24 protein-coding genes are annotated in these 17,932 nt (G+C 41.4%); 22 read left to right on the plus strand and 2 right to left on the minus strand.

Features of this window, described 5'->3' with window-relative positions; genetic code table 11:
- Position 1 precedes the first annotated feature (1 nt).
- The 22 genes from rplE (at position 2) to ctlX (ending at position 15,992) form a co-directional block, all read left to right on the plus strand.
- Positions 2-553 carry a 50S ribosomal protein L5 gene (rplE, locus tag DX873_RS00525; protein ID WP_116182585.1) on the plus strand — a complete coding sequence of 184 codons (552 nt, stop codon included), beginning with the start codon at positions 2-4 and terminating at the stop codon, positions 551-553.
- Position 554: 1 nt separating this feature from the next.
- Positions 555-824: a 30S ribosomal protein S14 gene (gene rpsN, locus DX873_RS00530; protein WP_116182586.1), complete on the plus strand. Its 270-nt coding sequence runs from the start codon at positions 555-557 to the stop codon at positions 822-824.
- 17 nt (positions 825-841) lie between these two features.
- A complete protein-coding gene (gene rpsH, locus DX873_RS00535) occupies positions 842-1,240 on the plus strand; it encodes a 30S ribosomal protein S8 (RefSeq protein ID WP_116182587.1) in 399 nt (132 codons plus the stop codon).
- Between the two features lie 19 nt (positions 1,241-1,259).
- A complete protein-coding gene (gene rplF, locus DX873_RS00540) occupies positions 1,260-1,802 on the plus strand; it encodes a 50S ribosomal protein L6 (RefSeq protein ID WP_116182588.1) in 543 nt (180 codons plus the stop codon).
- An 11-nt stretch (positions 1,803-1,813) separates the two neighbouring features.
- The gene (gene rplR / locus DX873_RS00545) at positions 1,814-2,167 is read left to right on the plus strand and encodes a 50S ribosomal protein L18 (RefSeq protein WP_116182589.1); all 354 of its coding nucleotides are present in this window, start codon (positions 1,814-1,816) and stop codon (positions 2,165-2,167) included.
- Positions 2,168-2,173: 6 nt separating this feature from the next.
- Positions 2,174-2,698, plus strand: coding sequence for a 30S ribosomal protein S5 (rpsE, locus tag DX873_RS00550; protein ID WP_116182590.1), 525 nt, complete (start codon positions 2,174-2,176; stop codon positions 2,696-2,698).
- Between the two features lie 12 nt (positions 2,699-2,710).
- Positions 2,711-2,890, plus strand: coding sequence for a 50S ribosomal protein L30 (rpmD, locus tag DX873_RS00555; RefSeq protein WP_116182591.1), 180 nt, complete (start codon positions 2,711-2,713; stop codon positions 2,888-2,890).
- A 15-nt stretch (positions 2,891-2,905) separates the two neighbouring features.
- The gene (rplO, locus tag DX873_RS00560; protein ID WP_116182592.1) at positions 2,906-3,358 is read left to right on the plus strand and encodes a 50S ribosomal protein L15; all 453 of its coding nucleotides are present in this window, start codon (positions 2,906-2,908) and stop codon (positions 3,356-3,358) included.
- Between the two features lie 11 nt (positions 3,359-3,369).
- Positions 3,370-4,713 (plus strand): preprotein translocase subunit SecY, encoded by a 1,344-nt coding sequence (gene secY, locus DX873_RS00565; RefSeq protein WP_116182593.1) that lies wholly within the window; start codon positions 3,370-3,372, stop codon positions 4,711-4,713.
- A 3-nt stretch (positions 4,714-4,716) separates the two neighbouring features.
- Positions 4,717-4,932, plus strand: a complete 216-nt coding sequence (infA, locus tag DX873_RS00570; protein WP_014031991.1) for a translation initiation factor IF-1 — start codon at positions 4,717-4,719, stop codon at positions 4,930-4,932.
- A 3-nt stretch (positions 4,933-4,935) separates the two neighbouring features.
- Positions 4,936-5,052, plus strand: a complete 117-nt coding sequence (gene ykgO / locus DX873_RS00575) for a type B 50S ribosomal protein L36 (RefSeq protein ID WP_013621733.1) — start codon at positions 4,936-4,938, stop codon at positions 5,050-5,052.
- Between the two features lie 2 nt (positions 5,053-5,054).
- Positions 5,055-5,429 carry a 30S ribosomal protein S13 gene (rpsM, locus tag DX873_RS00580; RefSeq protein WP_116182594.1) on the plus strand — a complete coding sequence of 125 codons (375 nt, stop codon included), beginning with the start codon at positions 5,055-5,057 and terminating at the stop codon, positions 5,427-5,429.
- A gap of 105 nt (positions 5,430-5,534) precedes the next feature.
- Positions 5,535-5,927, plus strand: a complete 393-nt coding sequence (rpsK, locus tag DX873_RS00585) for a 30S ribosomal protein S11 (RefSeq protein ID WP_116182595.1) — start codon at positions 5,535-5,537, stop codon at positions 5,925-5,927.
- A gap of 103 nt (positions 5,928-6,030) precedes the next feature.
- A complete protein-coding gene (gene rpsD / locus DX873_RS00590) occupies positions 6,031-6,636 on the plus strand; it encodes a 30S ribosomal protein S4 (RefSeq protein WP_116182596.1) in 606 nt (201 codons plus the stop codon).
- Positions 6,637-6,656: 20 nt separating this feature from the next.
- Positions 6,657-7,649 carry a DNA-directed RNA polymerase subunit alpha gene (locus DX873_RS00595; RefSeq protein WP_116182597.1) on the plus strand — a complete coding sequence of 331 codons (993 nt, stop codon included), beginning with the start codon at positions 6,657-6,659 and terminating at the stop codon, positions 7,647-7,649.
- A gap of 59 nt (positions 7,650-7,708) precedes the next feature.
- Positions 7,709-8,209, plus strand: coding sequence for a 50S ribosomal protein L17 (gene rplQ, locus DX873_RS00600; RefSeq protein WP_116182598.1), 501 nt, complete (start codon positions 7,709-7,711; stop codon positions 8,207-8,209).
- Between the two features lie 94 nt (positions 8,210-8,303).
- A complete protein-coding gene (carA, locus tag DX873_RS00605) occupies positions 8,304-9,416 on the plus strand; it encodes a glutamine-hydrolyzing carbamoyl-phosphate synthase small subunit (RefSeq protein WP_116182599.1) in 1,113 nt (370 codons plus the stop codon).
- 117 nt (positions 9,417-9,533) lie between these two features.
- Positions 9,534-10,823 carry a phosphopyruvate hydratase gene (eno, locus tag DX873_RS00610; protein WP_116182600.1) on the plus strand — a complete coding sequence of 430 codons (1,290 nt, stop codon included), beginning with the start codon at positions 9,534-9,536 and terminating at the stop codon, positions 10,821-10,823.
- Between the two features lie 122 nt (positions 10,824-10,945).
- Positions 10,946-12,490, plus strand: coding sequence for a glycogen synthase (locus tag DX873_RS00615; protein WP_116182601.1), 1,545 nt, complete (start codon positions 10,946-10,948; stop codon positions 12,488-12,490).
- A gap of 124 nt (positions 12,491-12,614) precedes the next feature.
- Complete coding sequence (locus DX873_RS00620; RefSeq protein WP_116182602.1) at positions 12,615-13,901, plus strand: citrate synthase; 1,287 nt, start codon at positions 12,615-12,617, stop codon at positions 13,899-13,901.
- Between the two features lie 187 nt (positions 13,902-14,088).
- Positions 14,089-15,003, plus strand: a complete 915-nt coding sequence (locus DX873_RS00625) for a dimethylarginine dimethylaminohydrolase family protein (protein ID WP_116182603.1) — start codon at positions 14,089-14,091, stop codon at positions 15,001-15,003.
- A gap of 83 nt (positions 15,004-15,086) precedes the next feature.
- Positions 15,087-15,992 (plus strand): citrulline utilization hydrolase CtlX, encoded by a 906-nt coding sequence (gene ctlX, locus DX873_RS00630; RefSeq protein ID WP_116182604.1) that lies wholly within the window; start codon positions 15,087-15,089, stop codon positions 15,990-15,992.
- 53 nt (positions 15,993-16,045) lie between these two features.
- On the opposite strand, the gene DX873_RS00635 is transcribed toward ctlX, so the two are convergent.
- Positions 16,046-17,284: a Kelch repeat-containing protein gene (locus DX873_RS00635; protein WP_116182605.1), complete on the minus strand. Its 1,239-nt coding sequence runs from the start codon at positions 17,282-17,284 to the stop codon at positions 16,046-16,048.
- Positions 17,285-17,338: 54 nt separating this feature from the next.
- Positions 17,339-17,566, minus strand: a complete 228-nt coding sequence (locus DX873_RS18750; RefSeq protein WP_147296580.1) for a hypothetical protein — start codon at positions 17,564-17,566, stop codon at positions 17,339-17,341.
- Positions 17,567-17,932: the final 366 nt, after the last annotated feature.

Genomic DNA, 17,932 nt, shown 5'->3' on the forward strand with positions numbered 1-17,932 from the left:
CATGAGTTACATACCAAGATTAAAGAAAGAATATAGGGAGCGCGTGATCAAGGCGCTGTCCGATGAGTTTGGATACCAAAACGTGATGCAGGTTCCAAAATTGGAGAAGATAGTGGTTAGCCGCGGAGTTGGTGCTGCCGTATCTGACAAAAAGTTGATAGATCATGCTGTGGATGAGTTGACCAATATTACAGGTCAAAAAGCTGTAGCTACTTTATCTAAAAAAGATGTTGCCTCCTTTAAGCTGAGAAAAGGTATGCCTATTGGTGCCAAAGTAACACTAAGAGGTGAGCGTATGTATGAGTTTTTGGACAGATTGATTACTTCTGCCCTTCCTAGGGTTCGTGATTTTCAAGGAGTAAAAGCTACCGGTTTTGATGGAAGAGGAAATTATAACCTTGGAATTACGGAGCAGATTATCTTTCCAGAAATCAACATTGACAAAATCAACAGAATCAACGGAATGGATATTACTTTTGTGACCTCCGCTGAGACTGATAAAGAAGCAAAATCATTGTTAACCGAATTGGGAGTACCCTTTAAAAAGAACTAATATGGCCAAGGAATCAATGAAAGCCCGTGAGAGAAAAAGGGCAAAGATGGTTGCAAAGTATGCCGAGAAAAGAAAGGCTTTGAAAGAAGCTGGTGACTATGAAGCTTTGCAAAAGCTTCCTAAAAATGCATCTCCGGTACGTATGCGCAACCGTTGTAAATTGACCGGAAGACCAAGAGGTTATATGAGGACTTTTGGAATATCCAGGGTTACTTTTAGGGAAATGGCCAACAAAGGCTTAATTCCAGGAGTTAAAAAGGCAAGTTGGTAAATAGATAAAGAAAAGAAATGCTTACAGATCCAATTTCAGATTATTTGACCAGGATTAGAAATGCCAACATGGCAGGTCATAGGGTAGTGGATATTCCCGCTTCCAATCTTAAAAAACAGATTACAAAAATATTGTTCGATCAGGGCTATATTTTGAGCTATAAATTTGAGGACGATAAGGTGCAAGGAAACATCAAAATTGCCCTTAAGTACGATAAGTTTACCAAGGAACCTGTCATTAAGAAGCTCCAAAGGGTAAGTAAGCCAGGTCTGCGTAAGTATGCAGGTTCAGGTGAATTGCCAAGGGTATTGAATGGTTTGGGTATTGCCATAGTGTCTACCTCTCATGGGGTAATGACCAGCAAACAGGCCAAGCAAGAGAACGTGGGCGGTGAAGTATTGTGCTACGTATATTAATTGAGAAAAGAGAAGAAAAATGTCAAGAATAGGTAACAGTCCAGTTGCAGTACCTGAAGGGGTAACCATAGAGGTCAACAACAACGTTGTGACCGTTAAGGGTAAATTGGGTGAGCTTTCCCAGGACTTTTCAGGAGTAGCCGTAAAGGTTGAGGATGGAAGCGTTTTGGTAGAGAGATCCTCTGATTCCAAAGAGCATAGGGCAAAGCACGGATTGTACCGTGCACTCATTTCCAATATGGTAGAAGGAGTATCCAAAGGATGGACCAAGGAATTGGAACTTGTTGGTGTAGGTTATAGAGCTAGCAATCAAGGACAGAAGTTGGATTTGGCCCTTGGGTTCTCGCATAACATTGTTATGAACATTGCTCCGGAAGTGAAAATTGAAACAATTTCCGAAAAAGGGAAAAACCCTATTGTTAAACTAACATCCCACGATAAGCAATTGGTTGGTCAGGTTGCCGCCAAAATAAGATCTTTCCGTAAGCCAGAACCTTACAAAGGAAAAGGAATCAAGTTTGTGGGTGAACAACTAAGAAGAAAAGCAGGTAAATCAGCTTAATAATTAGGACTATGGGACTATCTAAGACTGAAAGAAAATTACGCATAAGACGAAGAATACGAAAAGTATCTTTCGGAACTGAAGCAAAACCTAGGTTGTCTGTCTTCAGGAGCAACAAAGAAATATATGCACAGTTGATCGATGATAACAACGGTGTTACCTTGGCAGCAGCTTCGTCAAGAGACAAGGATGTTGAGGCTAAAGGAACCAAAAGTGAAGTAGCCAATGCAGTGGGTAAGGCCATCGCAGAGAAGGCACTCAAAATTGGTGTGGAGACCGTGGCTTTTGATAGAGGAGGAAACCTTTATCATGGTAGAGTAAAATCATTGGCCGAAGGTGCCAGGGAAGCAGGACTAAAATTCTAAAAAACTATGTACCAGAAATACAAGAACGTAGAAACAGTTAAGCCAGGTGGACTGGAGTTGAAAGACAGATTGGTTGGCGTACAAAGGGTCACCAAAGTAACAAAAGGTGGTAGAGCCTTCGGTTTTTCGGCAATAGTTGTTGTTGGTGATGAAAATGGCGTGGTTGGTCATGGTTTGGGGAAATCAAAAGAGGTGGCTACCGCAATTGCAAAGGCCATTGAAGATGCCAAGAAAAATTTGGTAAGAATTCCCTTGAACAAAGGTACACTTCCTCATGAGCAAAAAGGAAAATACGGTGGAGCACGAGTATACATTCAGCCTGCATCGCATGGTACCGGGGTAATTGCCGGTGGAGCTGTAAGGGCGGTATTGGAAGCAGTAGGTGTACACGATGTGTTGTCAAAATCACAAGGGTCTTCCAACCCGCACAATGTTGTAAAAGCTACTTTTGATGCACTATTGCAACTAAGAAGTGCTGATGCCGTTGCAAAACAAAGAGGTGTTTCTTTGGAAAAAGTCTTTAAGGGATAAATAGAGGATATTATGTCAAAGATTAAGGTAAAACAGGTAAAAAGCGCTATCAAGAGACCACAGGATCAAAAAAGAACCTTGGAAGCACTTGGATTGCGTAAAATAGGACACGTTGTTGAGCATGATACAACACCTAGTATCCTTGGAATGATAAATAAGGTAAAACACTTGGTTTCCACCGAGGAAGCTTAAAATATATAGCAGGACATGGATTTACATAGTCTTAAACCGGCCGAAGGGGCTGTACATAAAGAAGGAAAACGTGTAGGAAGAGGAGAGGGCTCTGGAAAAGGTGGTACAGCTACCCGAGGGCACAAAGGTGCCAAATCCAGATCTGGATATTCCAAGAAAATTGGATTTGAAGGTGGTCAAATGCCATTGCAGAGACGTGTTCCTAAATTCGGTTTCAAAAACATAAACAGAAAGGAATACAAGGGCATCAACCTAAATAAACTCCAAGAGTTGGTGGACAAGGGTATTGTCAAAAAGGAAGTAACCTTGGAAATCTTGGTGGAGAACAGATTGGCCCACAAAAATGATTTGGTGAAAATTTTGGGCAATGGAGAATTAAAAGCCGGCCTAAAAGTATCCGTACATAAATTTACTGCTTCCGCTAAAGCCGCTATCGAAGCTGCAGGAGGCGAAGCAATAAGTTTATAAGATAAAGAAGCATGAAGAAATTTATTGAGACCATATCAAATATCTGGAAGATTGAAGAACTAAGACAACGTATCATAGTAACCCTTGGGTTACTTTTGGTATATCGTTTTGGTGCACAAATTGTTCTTCCTGGTATTGATACTACCCAATTGGCACAATTGACCTCAAATACCGAACAAGGTATTTTGGGAATTCTTAATGCTTTTACAGGAGGAGCGTTTGCCAATGCATCGGTATTTGCATTGGGAATCATGCCTTACATTTCTGCTTCCATTGTGGTGCAATTGATGGGAATTGCGATTCCTTACTTGCAAAAACTACAGAAAGAAGGAGAAAGTGGAAGAAAGACCATCAACCAGATTACCAGATGGTTGACCATTGGAATCTGTATCGTCCAAGCACCTGCATATTTGTTCGGTCTTGGAGCGCTGGGAGTTCCAGACAGTGCCTTTGTATTGGGTAAAGGTCTGGATTTCATAATTCCAGCTGTAATTATCTTGGTGACCGGATGTGTTTTTGCTATGTGGTTGGGTGAGAAAATTACGGATAAAGGAATAGGAAATGGAATTTCGTTGTTGATTATGATCGGTATTATTGCTACAATGCCTCAATCATTTGTACAGGAATTCATTTCAAGAACTACCAACAATACAGGAGGAATCATGTTTATGTTGATCGAGGTGATTGTATGGTTCTTGGTGATCTTGGCCAGTGTGCTGTTGGTGATGGCTGTACGTCAGATTCCAGTGCAGTACGCAAGAAGAACTGCTTCCGGTGGTTACGAAAAGAATGTTATGGGGGCCAGACAGTACATTCCATTAAAGTTGAATGCCTCTGGGGTTATGCCCATCATTTTTGCACAAGCAATTATGTTCGCTCCAAGTCTTTTGGGAAGAACGTTTAACAATACAGCCGTAGGACAATGGATGGAAGTTCAGTTTGCCGATATTTTTGGTTTGGCTTACAACATCCTATTTGCTGTGTTGATTATAATTTTCACCTACTTCTATACAGCGATTACCGTGCCTACCAACAAAATGGCAGATGACCTTAAAAGAAGTGGTGGTTTTATTCCCGGTATTAGACCTGGAAAGGAAACTGGGGATTTTTTAGACAAGATTATGTCTTTGATCACATTACCTGGATCTGTTTTCTTGGCACTGTTGGCTGTGTTGCCCGCAGTAGTGGTCAAATTAATGGACGTGCAGGCCGGATGGGCGCTGTTTTATGGAGGAACATCTCTATTGATTATGGTAGGGGTGGCCATAGATACTGTACAACAGGTAAATTCATATTTGTTGAACAGGCATTATGACGGTTTGATGAAAACCGGTAAAAATAGAAAAGTAGCATAATTTATGGCAAAACAGCCAGCAATAGAACAAGACGGGACCATTATTGAAGCATTGTCAAATGCAATGTTCAGGGTGGAGTTGGAGAACGGACATGTTGTTACGGCCCATATTTCTGGGAAGATGCGCATGCACTACATCAAATTGCTTCCTGGAGATAAGGTTAAGCTGGAAATGAGCCCGTATGATTTAACAAAAGCAAGAATTACTTACAGATACTAAGCGATGAAAGTAAGAGCATCAATAAAGAAGAGAAGTGCCGAGTGCAAGATAGTTCGCAGAAAAGGCAGATTATACGTAATCAACAAAAAGAATCCTAGATTTAAACAAAGACAAGGGTAATTATGGCAAGAATTGCAGGGGTTGATATACCTAAACAAAAGCGTGGCGTTATTTCACTTACCTACATTTACGGAATTGGTAAAAGTAGGGCACAAGAGATTTTGAAAAAAGCCCAGGTAAGCGAGGACACCAAGGTTTCTGACTGGAACGATGATGAAATTGGAAAGATCAGGGAAGCTGTTTCAGAATATACCATTGAAGGTGAGCTTCGTTCCGAAACCCAATTGAACATCAAGCGATTGATGGATATTGGTTGCTACAGAGGAATTCGTCACAGATCTGGATTGCCGTTGAGAGGTCAGCGTACCAAAAACAATTCTAGGACTAGAAAAGGAAAAAGAAAAACTGTTGCCAACAAGAAGAAGGCAACCAAATAATAATTAATTAAGTAGTCATTAGTATTTAGACGTTAGAAGAATCTGTTTGAAATGTAAAAGTCTAGGATTCCAATAACTAAGAGCTAACAACTAGAAACTAAAAATATGGCAAAGGCAAGTACCAAAACAGCTAAAAAACGCAAGGTAGTCGTAGAATCTACGGGCGAGGCACATATTGTTGCATCTTTCAACAACATCATTATATCCCTTACCAACAAAAATGGAGACGTAATTTCTTGGTCTTCTGCTGGAAAAATGGGATTCCGTGGGTCTAAAAAGAACACTCCTTATGCTGCTCAGATTGCAGCTGAGGATTGTGCCAAAGTGGCTCACGAAGCTGGATTGAGAAAAGTGAAGGTCTATGTAAAAGGACCAGGGAACGGTAGAGAATCTGCAATTCGATCTATTCACAATTCAGGAATTGAGGTTACTGAGATCATCGATGTTACCCCACTTCCACACAACGGATGTAGACCACCCAAAAGAAGAAGAGTTTAATAATCAAGTATAACTATGGCCCATTAGGGTCTTCACGGAAAGTGCAGTTAGATTATCGAAGGATAAGCCTTAATTCATGATCGCACTTTCAAACTAAAAGAAGATGGCAAGATACACAGGACCAAAAACAAAGATCGCCAGAAAATTTGGAGAAGCGATTTTTGGAGACGACAAGTCGTTTGAAAAGAAAAATTACCCTCCGGGACAACATGGTAACAACAGACGCCGTGGAAAGAAATCTGAATATGCGATCCAGTTAATGGAGAAGCAAAAAGCCAAATATACTTACGGTATATTGGAAAGACAATTTAGAAACCTTTTTGACAAGGCCAACAGAAGTAAAGGAGTGACCGGTGAGGTTTTACTTCAATTGTGTGAGGCCCGTTTGGACAATGTAGTCTACAGAATGGGCATTGCTCCTTCAAGACGAGGTGCTAGACAATTAGTTTCCCATAGACATATTACTGTAAATGGTGAAATCGTTAATATTCCATCCTATAACCTTAAAGCTGGGGATGTAGTTGGTGTTCGGGAAAAATCCAAATCCGTACAGTCAATTGAAGATTCCTTGGCTGCAAATAGCAGTGTTTACGAATGGATTACTTGGAATTCTGAACAGAAGGAAGGAACCTTTGTAGCTGTTCCAGAAAGACTTCAGATTCCTGAAAATATCAAGGAACAATTGATCGTCGAATTGTACTCTAAATAAAATTCAACATTAGTCCTATTATGGCATTACTTAATTTTCAGAAGCCCGATAAAGTTATAATGATAGATTCAACAGATTTCGAAGGGAAATTTGAATTTCGCCCTTTGGAACCTGGTTATGGATTAACAGTTGGGAATGCGCTGAGAAGAGTTTTGCTTTCCTCTTTGGAAGGCTTTGCTATTACCTCTGTGCGCATAGATGGAGTTGAACATGAGTTTTCTGTTATTCCTGGCGTCGTTGAAGACGTTACAGAAATGATATTGAACCTAAAGCAGGTTCGTTTTAAAAGACAGATTGATGATGTTGAGAGCGAAACTGTTTCTGTTTCCGTGAGTGGAAAAGAACAGTTGACTGCAGGAGATTTCCAAAAGTTTATTTCCGGATACCAAGTACTAAATCCAGACTTGGTCATCTGCAACATGGATCCCAAAGTGAACATCAATTTGGAGATCATCATTGAAAAAGGACGTGGATACGTTCCAGCAGAGGAAAACAAAAAATCCAACGCACCTCTAGGTAGCATCGCTGTGGATTCTGTTTATACCCCGGTTAAAAATGTAAAATACAGCATTGAAAACTTTAGGGTAGAGCAAAAGACCGATTATGAAAAATTGGTTTTTGAAATCGTTACTGACGGTTCAATTCACCCAAAAGATGCACTTACAGAAGCAGCTAAGGTACTGATTCACCACTTTATGTTGTTCTCTGATGAGCGTATTACGTTGGAGGCTGATGAAATTGCACAGACTGAAACTTACGATGAGGAATCTTTGCACATGCGTCAGCTATTGAAGACCAAATTGGTAGATATGGATTTGTCCGTTAGGGCATTGAACTGTCTTAAAGCTGCCGAGGTGGATACCTTAGGAGATTTGGTTTCCTTCAACAAGAACGATTTGATGAAGTTCAGAAACTTTGGTAAAAAATCATTGACTGAATTGGAAGAGTTGGTTATCAACAAAGGACTTCAATTTGGTATGGACCTTTCCAAATATAAACTGGACAAAGATTAATTAATCATATTTTGCTCCCCGTAAAAACGGGTCTGGAAGCAAGATGATAAAATAGAAAAATGAGACACGGAAAGAAATTTAATCACTTGGGAAGAACGGCCGCTCACAGAAAGGCTATGTTGGCCAATATGGCATGTTCTCTAATTGAGCACAAGAGAATCAATACCACTGTAGCCAAGGCAAAGGCCTTAAAGCGGTTTATTGAGCCTTTGATCACCAAGTCCAAGACAGAGAACAATCAGACTACCGAAAAAGGTATGCACAACAGAAGGATTGTTTTCAGTAGCCTTAGGAGCAAACATGCGATTACCGAACTTTTTGGAGCCGTTGCTGAAAAAGTTGGTGACAGACCAGGAGGGTATACCAGGATCATTAAGCTGGGTAACCGTCTTGGGGACAATGCAGATATGGCCATGATAGAGTTGGTAGACTTCAACGAAGTTTACAACGCTGGTAAGCCCAAGAAGAAAACTACCAGAAGAAGTAGAAGAGGTGGAGGTAAAAAAGTGGAAGCAGCAGCTCCGGTCGCTGAAACCAAAACCGACGATTCTGAAGAATAGAATAAATGTTATTAACTATTGTATTAGTGGAAAAAGGATAAGTGAAAACTTATCCTTTTTTTATGTTTTTTTGTGAAACCATAATAAAAATCGCATGAAGTATCAAGAAAGGAAAAAGGCACTATTATTATTGGCTGATGGAACCATTTTCTATGGAAAGTCTGTTGGCAACAAAGAAGGGACAGCTGTTGGCGAGGTATGTTTCAATACGGGAATGACCGGATATCAAGAGATATTTACCGACCCATCCTATTTTGGCCAATTGATGGTAACCACCAACGCCCATATTGGAAATTATGGAGCACATACCGAGGAAGTAGAATCCGATTCTATAAAAATAGCAGGCCTGATTTGTAAAAACTTCAGTTACGAATATTCAAGGCCCAGCTCAACCATGAGCCTTTTGGATTTCTTGGACAAAAACAACCTCTTTGCCATTTCCGATGTGGATACTAGAGCGTTGGTCAGCTACATACGGGATAATGGAGCAATGAACGCTTTAATATCCACTAGAGTGGATGAAATTGACACTTTGAAAGAAGAGTTGAAGCAAGTGCCTAGTATGGAGGGTCTTGAGCTCTCTTCAAAAGTTTCTGCCAAAGAACCTTACTATTATGGGGATGAGAAAGCGGATTTTAAAATTTCCGCCCTTGATATAGGAATCAAAAAGAATATTTTGAGGAATCTTGCCAAAAGAGGAGCGTACATCAAAGTGTTTCCGTATAATACTTCTTTTGAGGAGATGAAAGCTTGGAATCCGGATGGATATTTCATATCCAATGGTCCTGGTGATCCAGAGCCTTTAACCGATGCCATTGATGCGGCCAAAAAGATGATAGCCTCAGAAAAGCCATTGTTCGGTATATGTCTCGGACATCAGGTGTTGGCCCTCGCCAATGGGGTTTCCACCTATAAAATGCACCATGGACATAGGGGAATCAATCATCCTATTCTAAATTTAGTGACAGGAAAGGGGGAGATTACCTCACAGAACCACGGTTTTGCGGTAAACAGGGAAGAAGCCGAAGCGCATCCAGAGTTGGAGATTACCCATACCCATTTGAATGATCATACTGTAGCAGGTATCAAGATGAAGGATAAAGATGTTTTTTCAGTTCAATATCACCCTGAAGCAAGTCCGGGACCACATGATGCAGAATATCTTTTTGATGACTTTTTTGATGCGATAAAGAAGGAATCCAACTAAAACGTTATAGTTTATTTTTAGGTTATTATCAGCGTTTTATGAGACTTATCATGAAGCAAAACATGACTCCTTTTGTATCTTTGCGCAATTAATTTCAACCATAAACTTTAGTTCAAAATGAGCATTATTATCAACATCCATGCAAGACAGATTTTAGATTCAAGGGGTAACCCTACCGTAGAAGTTGACGTGGTTACGGAAAACGGAATTTTAGGAAGGGCAGCAGTGCCGTCCGGAGCCTCTACAGGAGAGCATGAGGCTGTTGAACTGCGAGATGGAGCAGATTCGTTTATGGGTAAAGGCGTTGGCAAAGCCGTAAACAATGTAAATACCATAATAGCTGAAGAACTGGTGGGCACATCGGTTTTTGAACAAAATTACATTGATCAGACCATGATGGATTTGGATGGTACTCCCAACAAGTCCAAACTGGGCGCCAATGCTATCTTGGGAGTTTCTTTGGCAGTGGCCAAAGCAGCTGCAAATGAATTGGGAATGCCCTTGTACCGTTATGTAGGCGGGGTAAGTGCCAATACATTGCCAGTTCCCATGATGAACATTATTAACGGGGGATCACACTCGGATGCTCCGATAGCCTTCCAGGAATTTATGATCATGCCAGTTAAGGCCAAAGACTTTAGCCACTCCATGCAGATGGGAACAGAGATATTCCACAACCTTAAAAAGGTGTTGCATGACAGAGGATTGAGCACTGCCGTAGGAGATGAAGGCGGTTTTGCGCCTACCCTGGATGGCACCGAAGATGCTTTGGACACCATTGCAAAAGCTGTGGAAAAAGCAGGATACAAATTTGGAGATGAGGTAATGATTGCATTGGATTGTGCCGCTGCTGAATTCTATGAGGACGGAAAATACGATTACACCAAGTTTGAAGGAGATAAGGGAGCCGTTAGAAACTCTGAAGAACAAGCCCAATATTTGGCCGAACTATGTGCCAAATATCCAATAATTTCCATAGAAGATGGTATGGATGAGAATGATTGGGAAGGCTGGAAGTTGCTTACCGACAAAGTTGGGGACAAAGTCCAGTTGGTTGGAGACGACCTTTTTGTGACCAATGTTGAAAGACTTTCCAGAGGAATCGAAAATGGCATCGCCAATTCCATTTTGATCAAGGTTAACCAGATAGGAACCTTAACAGAGACCATTGCTGCTGTGAACATGGCCAAAAATGCTGGTTATACTTCGGTAATGTCCCACCGTTCTGGGGAAACTGAGGATAATACCATTGCCGATTTGGCTGTTGCACTGAATACAGGGCAGATAAAAACGGGCTCCGCTTCTAGGAGTGACCGTATGGCCAAGTACAACCAATTGCTTCGCATAGAAGAAGAATTGGGAAGTACAGCCTACTATCCTCAGGAAAAAGCCTTCAAAGTGAAATAATTGATAATGATTTTTTAGCATACCAAAAGGCCTTTCCCAATACGGAAAGGCTTTTTTTTGCCACAGTAATAAACTTTATCTAAATTAAAGGATCGAACCAACGAATCTAACAAACTTACCTAATGAACAATTTTGTTTTTGTTGCGGCCGAAAATGATGCCTTGGCCAATTGTAAAGCGGGCGGAATGGGGGATGTGGTCCGGGATGTGCCCAGACAGATTTCGGAACGTGGTGACAAGGTGCACGTGGTTGTACCTTCCTATGGAAGATTGCACCATGATGGTCTTTTCAAGACCAATCTTAATTTTGATTTGCGAGGACAGACTTACACTGCAGAGCTTTACGAAGTACAGCCCAAAAAGGACTTTCCCAATATTGTACATTATGTAATTCATCATCCAGAGATTGAGGCTGGAGATATAGCACATATTTACCACAATGATCCTGAAGAACCTTTTTATACTGATGCGATCAAATATTTCATATTTGGTATTGCGGTAGCGGAAGCCATAAAAAAAGGAGCTTTTGGAACCGTAGATGTCATCCACTTGCACGATTGGCATTCCAGTTTATTACTTTTTCTGAGGGAATACCATGATGACTATTCCAACTTGAGGGATATTCGAATTGTATATAGCATCCATAATCTGGCCATTCAAGGTATTCGTCCTTTTGATGACAATTATTCCTCAGTAAGAAATTGGTTCCCAAATGTCGTTTTTGATTATCGGGCTTTGATGGATTACCGTTACCAGGATTGCATTAATCTTATGGCCGTTGGCATTCGGTTTGCAGATGCAGTACACACGGTTTCCCCTTCATATAAGAAAGATGTTATGTTGCCCAGCTCTCCACCCGAATTCATTGGTGGCGAAGGACTGGAAAAAGACCTGCAACTAGCCAATGAAGAAGGTCGACTTTTTGGAATCCTGAATGGCTGTAACTACAAGAATATTAACGTGGAGGAGAAGGGCCAAATTTACAGGAATACAGTAAAGGCGCTCTTCAGATGGTTACAAATGGAAGATAAAAAGTACAAATCGGACTTTTTGGCCCACACGGGAGAGAAGATAATGGAATATGTGGGTAATCGTCCTAAATTTATTGTTTCGAGTGTAGCCAGGCTGACGGAGCAAAAATTCTACTTCTTCAAGCGTTCTCCCGAAGCCTTTGTTGAGATTTTGAAGAAATTGGAAAAAGTGGACGGTATTTTCATGCTTTTGGGTACAGGAGCTCCAGAATACGAAGAGTTGTTCAGAAAGATGAGTTACGATCACAAGAACTTCATTTTTACCAATGGTCAGTCAGAGAGTTTGATCGACTCCATTTACCTGGAATCTGACCTATACTTTATGCCAAGTCTGTTTGAACCCTGCGGAATAAGTCAAATGTTGTCCATGCGTAATGGTAACCCATGTCTGGTGCACTACACCGGAGGGTTGCGAGATACTGTATCGCACATGAAAACGGGTTTTTGTTTTGATGGAGACAATTACGACGAAAAAATCAAGAATATGTTGGATGTTTTTGACGAAGCTCTGGATGTTTTTCAAAATGACCAACCTAAGTGGAAAAAGATTCAGACAGCTGCAAAAAAGAAACGTTTCACCTGGAAAAAATCGGTGGATAATTACTACAAGGATCTCTATAAAATAGAAGGTAAATAGGAACGATGGCTACCCCATCAAAATTTACGTTAATGTATTTACAAATGCGGCCCAGATAATTGTTAATGGGTATGCTTTTTCGTAATTTTAACACCCTATTTCTATTAATCTATTAAATCTAAAAATGTCGTATAAAGCTACACTCGAATATGGGGGAGAACGGTACGAATTCCCGGTGATCAAAGGTACTGAAGATGAATTGGCAATTGATATCAAAACGCTGCGCGGAACCACTGGAATGGTTACTATTGACCCGGGTTACAAGAACACGGGTTCTTGTGAAAGTGCCATAACCTTTCTTGATGGAGAGAAAGGAATTCTGAGGTATCGAGGGTACTCCATTGAAGATTTAGCGGAAAAAGCGGATTTTCTGGAGGTAGCTTATCTTTTGATTTTTGGTGAATTGCCCAATGCCGAGCAACTATCCAAATTTCATAACGATATAAAAGAAGAATCACATGTAGATGAAGAGATGAAAAAGATTTTGGATGCATTTCCAAAATCAGCGCACCCTATGGGTGTACTTTCTTCATTGACCAGTGCATTGGTGGCCTTTAATCCTACTTCAGTAGATGTTTCTTCGGAGGAGGCCATGTACCATTCCATTGTTCGCATTTTGGCCAAGTTTCCGGTATTGGTTGCATGGACTCAGCGCAAGAAAAAGGGACTTCCCTTGGATTATGGAGATGACACCCTCGGATATGTGGAGAACATTCATAAAATGATGTTCAAAAAACCAAACCAAGAGTACAAAAAGGACCCGATTGTCATAGATGCTTTGGACAAACTTCTGATACTTCATGCGGATCATGAGCAAAACTGTTCTACATCTACCGTGCGTATTGTAGGATCATCCCATGCTGGACTATTTGCTTCTCTTTCTGCAGGGATATCTGCACTTTGGGGACCATTGCATGGAGGGGCCAACCAGGCAGTTTTGGAAATGTTGGAAGCCATTCAGGAAGATGGTGGAGATACCAAAAAATATATGGCCAAGGCCAAGGATAAAGAGGACCCTTTCAGATTAATGGGCTTTGGACACAGAGTGTACAAGAATTTTGATCCACGTGCCAGAATCATCAAAAAATCAGCTGATGAAGTTTTGGGAAGCTTGGGGATAGAAGACCCAATTTTGGATATTGCCAAAGGATTGGAGCAAGAAGCTTTGGAAGATCAATACTTTGTAGATAGAAAACTGTATCCCAATGTGGACTTTTACTCTGGAATCATTTATCGTGCGTTGGGCATTCCAACCGAAATGTTCACGGTAATGTTTGCCTTGGGGCGACTGCCAGGTTGGATTTCGCAATGGCGTGAAATGAGACTCAAAAAAGAGCCCATTGGAAGACCAAGACAGATTTACATTGGGGAAAACCAAAGACCCTTTGTCCCACTGAAAAAGAGAAAATAACAGAAAAGGTGGTTAAAAACCACCTTTTTTTATGCCTTAAACTTTTCCATTTCCTCAGAGTTAGACAAGTTTTACAATACGATTTCGACTTAGGAAATCATTGTATGGACTTTTGTCTTTTTTCTTTTTTTTGGGCCATTGAAAATCGTGGGTAAAACACTAGATTTGCTCCAAATTTTGGTAAGGTATGATGCAATTGAATATAGTCGATGAGACTAGTCCTTTGAAAGCAGTGATTCTGGGAACGGCACATAGCTGTGGACCAACTCCCAGCGCAGAGGAAGCTTACGATCCAAAATCATTGGAACACATTTTGGCGGGAACCTATCCCAAAGAGGAGGATATGGTTCAGGAAATGGATGCCTTTTCAAAAGTGTTTGAAAAACATGGCATAAAGGTGTACAGACCGGAGATTTTGGAAGATTGCAACCAGATTTTTGCCCGTGACATTGCTTTTGTCATTGAGGACAAATTGTTTCATGCCAATATTTTGCCAGATCGGGAACGCGAATTTACGGCCATTCATGAGGTATTGGATCAAATCGACCCCAATAAGATCATTAGGCCACCGGAAGAAGTACATATTGAAGGCGGAGATGTAATGCCCTGGAACGACTATATTTTTGTGGGCACCTATACTGGGGAGGATTACCCTGATTACATAACTGCGCGAACCAATAAAGAGGCGGTGGAGTACCTTAAGGAGATGTTCCCGCATAAGACAGTAAAGGCATTTGAACTCCGTAAGTCCAATACAGACCCCAAGGAGAATGCCCTGCATTTGGACTGTTGTTTTCAACCTGTTGGAAAAGACAAGGCCATTTTGCACAAAAACGGCTTTTTGGTAGAAGAGGAGTACCAATGGTTGGTAGATTATTTTGGAAAGGAGAACGTTTTTGAGATCACCAAAGATGAGATGTACGAAATGTTCAGCAATGTCTTTTCCATTTCTCCAGAAGTAGTGGTTTCGGAAAAAAAGTTTACCAGATTGAACAACTGGCTAAGAGACCAAGGATTTACCGTAGAGGAAATTCCGTATAGTGAAATAGCAAAGCAAGAAGGACTGTTACGGTGCAGTACCATGCCCCTGATCAGAGAATAGATAGTTAAACCCCATATTTCTTGCTGCCACAAGAAAGTTAAAATTGAACAGACTTGAGAAGACAGATTACCAACACCATTTTAATGGTTCGTCCGGTGAACTTTCGGATGAACGAGCAGACCGCGGTCAACAATTACTTTCAAGAGGATTTGCACCTAAAAAAAGGCGACCTCAATCTAAAGGCACAACAGGAGTTTGACCAATTTGTTAAAGTACTCCGTGAGCACGGGGTGAATGTTATCGTGGTGGACGATAATATGGAGCAGGATACTCCAGACTCCATTTTTCCCAACAACTGGGTCTCTTTCCATGATAGCGGAACAGTTTGTGTATACCCCATGTTTGCCGAAAACCGAAGAAAAGAGCGCAGGGAGGATATCTTTGATACCCTGGAGCAGGAAGGTTTTGTGATCAACAACATCATGGACTACACTTCTGCAGAGGAAGAAGGAGTTTTTTTGGAGGGAACAGGTAGTATCCTAAAGGATAGGGTAAATCAAAAAGCCTATTGTGCCCTTTCCGAACGTGCCCATGAGGAGCTGTTCATTGAGTTCTGTGAGGATTTTGATTGTTTCCCCGTTATTTTCCATGCCAACCAAACTGTGGACGGAGAGCGATTACCCATTTACCATACCAATGTAATGATGGCCATGGCAGAGGACTTTGTGGTTATTTGCCTCGACACTATTGACGACAAAAAGGAGCGTAAAAATGTGGTGGAGCATATTAAAAAGGATGGCAAAGAGGTCTTGGACATTACCGAAGAGCAGATGTACCACTTTGCAGGGAACATGTTACAAGTAGTGGGGGCCAATGATCAACGTTATATGGTGATGAGCTCCGCGGCCTATAACAGTTTACGTCCAGACCAGATTGCGGCCATAGAAAAGCATTGCGGCATTATCCATAGCCCATTGGACACTATTGAGGCCAGTGGAGGTGGTTCTGCACGTTGTATGATGGCGGAGGTGTTTTTACCGAAAGCATAAAAAAGGGCCGCAAAGCGGCCCCAAACTCAACTAAAATTACAACGAACTAATCCTTAATCATTTGCTGGGTCATATTCCCAGATATCGGCATAGTAGGTCTGGTCTTGCCTACCGAGGCCCATATAAGCCTTCCCGTTTAGGCCAATGGCCCAAGGCCAGAGTCGGCCACTTCCTTCAAAAGCTGTTTTTTCTGCCCAAGAATCAGTGGCAAAACTGTAGCTCCATAGCCCTTTTGAAAAGCCATTGCTTTCTAGGTTGTAACCGATGCCAATGTAAGCAGTATCATTGATCATAAAATTGCTGAAATGCACTAGGTAGGGCCCTGGAAAATCCGCTTTTTGGCTCCATATGCCTTCGGCACCTTGAGAGGGGTCAAACTCCCATAGGTCTTTAAAACTTGTACCATCGTTTACCCCAAGGGCCACATACCCTTTGTTGTTATAGCTGAAACCAGCTGCTGCAAATCGTCCATTCTCAAAACCGGCCATGGGTGACCAGGTATCGGTATCGGGGTCGAATTGCCACAATTCCCCAAAGGATACACTATCTGCATTGGAACCACCATACACATAGGCTTTTCCATCAATTACAAAACTGGAAGAAAATTGTCTGGGTTCAAAAGAAAGGTCTGTAAGTTCTGCCCATGTTTTTGTATTGATGTCATAACTCCAAAAATCTTTGGATAGAGTTCCTTCTCCAGAATTTCCAGAACCTATATACAATTTACTCCCGATAATAAAACTGAAGACCCCGAACCGTCCCGATCCTGGATAGATGGTCTCCTGTTTCCAAGTGTCGGTTGCTGGATCAAATTCCAAAATATCATCAAAGGTGGCGTTTCCATCCCCATTACCCAGTCCTACATAGATTTTCCCAGTATAAGCATGGGCCATGGCCAATTGTCTTTTGGTTCCGATAAAATTGGTGAGCTGCCTCCAAGGTTTTATGGTAAAGTCTTCTGTGGAGGTGGCTGTTTTGCCCGCTACGGTAACACTAATGGGACCTTTGGAAGCCCCGGTGGGGACCAATACTTTTAACTGGTTTTCCGTTGCAGTGTTCACCACTGCCATAGTACCATTGAATTTTACGGTGTTTTCTGCAGCCTCGACACTAAAATTTTTACCGTTTAGGGTGACCAAGGTGCCCTGGACCCCTTCCAAAGGAGAAAAGTTGAAAATTGAGGGATTTACCTCTGGTTCCTCTTCGGGTGCAGGGCTATCAGCTTTGCTACATGCGGCCAATAAAAGGCCAAAACTTAAGGTCAGTGAAATAAAAGGGTTATGCGTTCTCATAATAATAAGGTTTTTGAACAAATTTTGTTCAAAGGAACCCTATCCCTTTGGTACTTAGAGGGAGCGATTTAGGAACGGGGAAGATGAGTTGATGAATGCAGGTTTTGAACCAATGGATAGAATATAATGTAGTAAAAAGACTGCAAAGCTGTTTTGTTGTATGGTAATAGGCAATTTTGGGTCAGGCTGAACTTGCCTATCGGCAGGTAGGCTTCTTTCAGGGTCTTTCTTTTTTAGGGCTTTGACACGAATTTCACCAATTGGACCGAATGTCTTTGCCATTTCGAGCGGAGTCGAAAAATGCTTAAGGGCATTTGTATTTTCGCTAGGATTTCGACTGCGTTCAGTCTGACAGCTGAGGTCCATTCACCGTCATTTATAACCCAGTCCTGAATGGAATGAAGGAGCTTTGACCCATCTTCTTTTTTGTCATTTCGAACGAATGTGAGAAATCTTTCCAATGTTTGCTCGTCATACCGAACTTGTTTCAGCATCTCAAAGTAGTGGGATGAGATTCCGTGTCAAGCACGGAATGACCTTTTCCTGTCATTTATAACCCAGTCCTGAATGGAATGAAGGAGCTTTGACCCATCTTCTTTTTTGTCATTTCGAACGAATGTGGGAAATCTTTCCAATGTTTGCTCGTCA

Origin of the sequence: Flagellimonas nanhaiensis, assembly GCF_003382275.1 — a bacterium.
GTDB lineage: Bacteria > Bacteroidota > Bacteroidia > Flavobacteriales > Flavobacteriaceae > Flagellimonas > Flagellimonas nanhaiensis.

What these genes read in the sequence shown, in the direction of transcription:
- rplE (WP_116182585.1), top strand. Translation starts at nt 2, where the DNA reads ATGAGTTACATACCAAGATTAAAGAAAGAATATAGGGAGCGCGTGATC.
- rpsN (WP_116182586.1), top strand. Translation starts at nt 555, where the DNA reads ATGGCCAAGGAATCAATGAAAGCCCGTGAGAGAAAAAGGGCAAAGATG.
- rpsH (WP_116182587.1), top strand. Translation starts at nt 842, where the DNA reads ATGCTTACAGATCCAATTTCAGATTATTTGACCAGGATTAGAAATGCC.
- rplF (WP_116182588.1), top strand. Translation starts at nt 1,260, where the DNA reads ATGTCAAGAATAGGTAACAGTCCAGTTGCAGTACCTGAAGGGGTAACC.
- rplR (WP_116182589.1), top strand. Translation starts at nt 1,814, where the DNA reads ATGGGACTATCTAAGACTGAAAGAAAATTACGCATAAGACGAAGAATA.
- rpsE (WP_116182590.1), top strand. Translation starts at nt 2,174, where the DNA reads ATGTACCAGAAATACAAGAACGTAGAAACAGTTAAGCCAGGTGGACTG.
- rpmD (WP_116182591.1), top strand. Translation starts at nt 2,711, where the DNA reads ATGTCAAAGATTAAGGTAAAACAGGTAAAAAGCGCTATCAAGAGACCA.
- rplO (WP_116182592.1), top strand. Translation starts at nt 2,906, where the DNA reads ATGGATTTACATAGTCTTAAACCGGCCGAAGGGGCTGTACATAAAGAA.
- secY (WP_116182593.1), top strand. Translation starts at nt 3,370, where the DNA reads ATGAAGAAATTTATTGAGACCATATCAAATATCTGGAAGATTGAAGAA.
- infA (WP_014031991.1), top strand. Translation starts at nt 4,717, where the DNA reads ATGGCAAAACAGCCAGCAATAGAACAAGACGGGACCATTATTGAAGCA.
- ykgO (WP_013621733.1), top strand. Translation starts at nt 4,936, where the DNA reads ATGAAAGTAAGAGCATCAATAAAGAAGAGAAGTGCCGAGTGCAAGATA.
- rpsM (WP_116182594.1), top strand. Translation starts at nt 5,055, where the DNA reads ATGGCAAGAATTGCAGGGGTTGATATACCTAAACAAAAGCGTGGCGTT.
- rpsK (WP_116182595.1), top strand. Translation starts at nt 5,535, where the DNA reads ATGGCAAAGGCAAGTACCAAAACAGCTAAAAAACGCAAGGTAGTCGTA.
- rpsD (WP_116182596.1), top strand. Translation starts at nt 6,031, where the DNA reads ATGGCAAGATACACAGGACCAAAAACAAAGATCGCCAGAAAATTTGGA.
- DX873_RS00595 (WP_116182597.1), top strand. Translation starts at nt 6,657, where the DNA reads ATGGCATTACTTAATTTTCAGAAGCCCGATAAAGTTATAATGATAGAT.
- rplQ (WP_116182598.1), top strand. Translation starts at nt 7,709, where the DNA reads ATGAGACACGGAAAGAAATTTAATCACTTGGGAAGAACGGCCGCTCAC.
- carA (WP_116182599.1), top strand. Translation starts at nt 8,304, where the DNA reads ATGAAGTATCAAGAAAGGAAAAAGGCACTATTATTATTGGCTGATGGA.
- eno (WP_116182600.1), top strand. Translation starts at nt 9,534, where the DNA reads ATGAGCATTATTATCAACATCCATGCAAGACAGATTTTAGATTCAAGG.
- DX873_RS00615 (WP_116182601.1), top strand. Translation starts at nt 10,946, where the DNA reads ATGAACAATTTTGTTTTTGTTGCGGCCGAAAATGATGCCTTGGCCAAT.
- DX873_RS00620 (WP_116182602.1), top strand. Translation starts at nt 12,615, where the DNA reads ATGTCGTATAAAGCTACACTCGAATATGGGGGAGAACGGTACGAATTC.
- DX873_RS00625 (WP_116182603.1), top strand. Translation starts at nt 14,089, where the DNA reads ATGATGCAATTGAATATAGTCGATGAGACTAGTCCTTTGAAAGCAGTG.
- ctlX (WP_116182604.1), top strand. Translation starts at nt 15,087, where the DNA reads ATGGTTCGTCCGGTGAACTTTCGGATGAACGAGCAGACCGCGGTCAAC.
- DX873_RS00635 (WP_116182605.1), bottom strand. Translation starts at nt 17,284, where the DNA reads ATGAGAACGCATAACCCTTTTATTTCACTGACCTTAAGTTTTGGCCTT.
- DX873_RS18750 (WP_147296580.1), bottom strand. Translation starts at nt 17,566, where the DNA reads ATGGCAAAGACATTCGGTCCAATTGGTGAAATTCGTGTCAAAGCCCTA.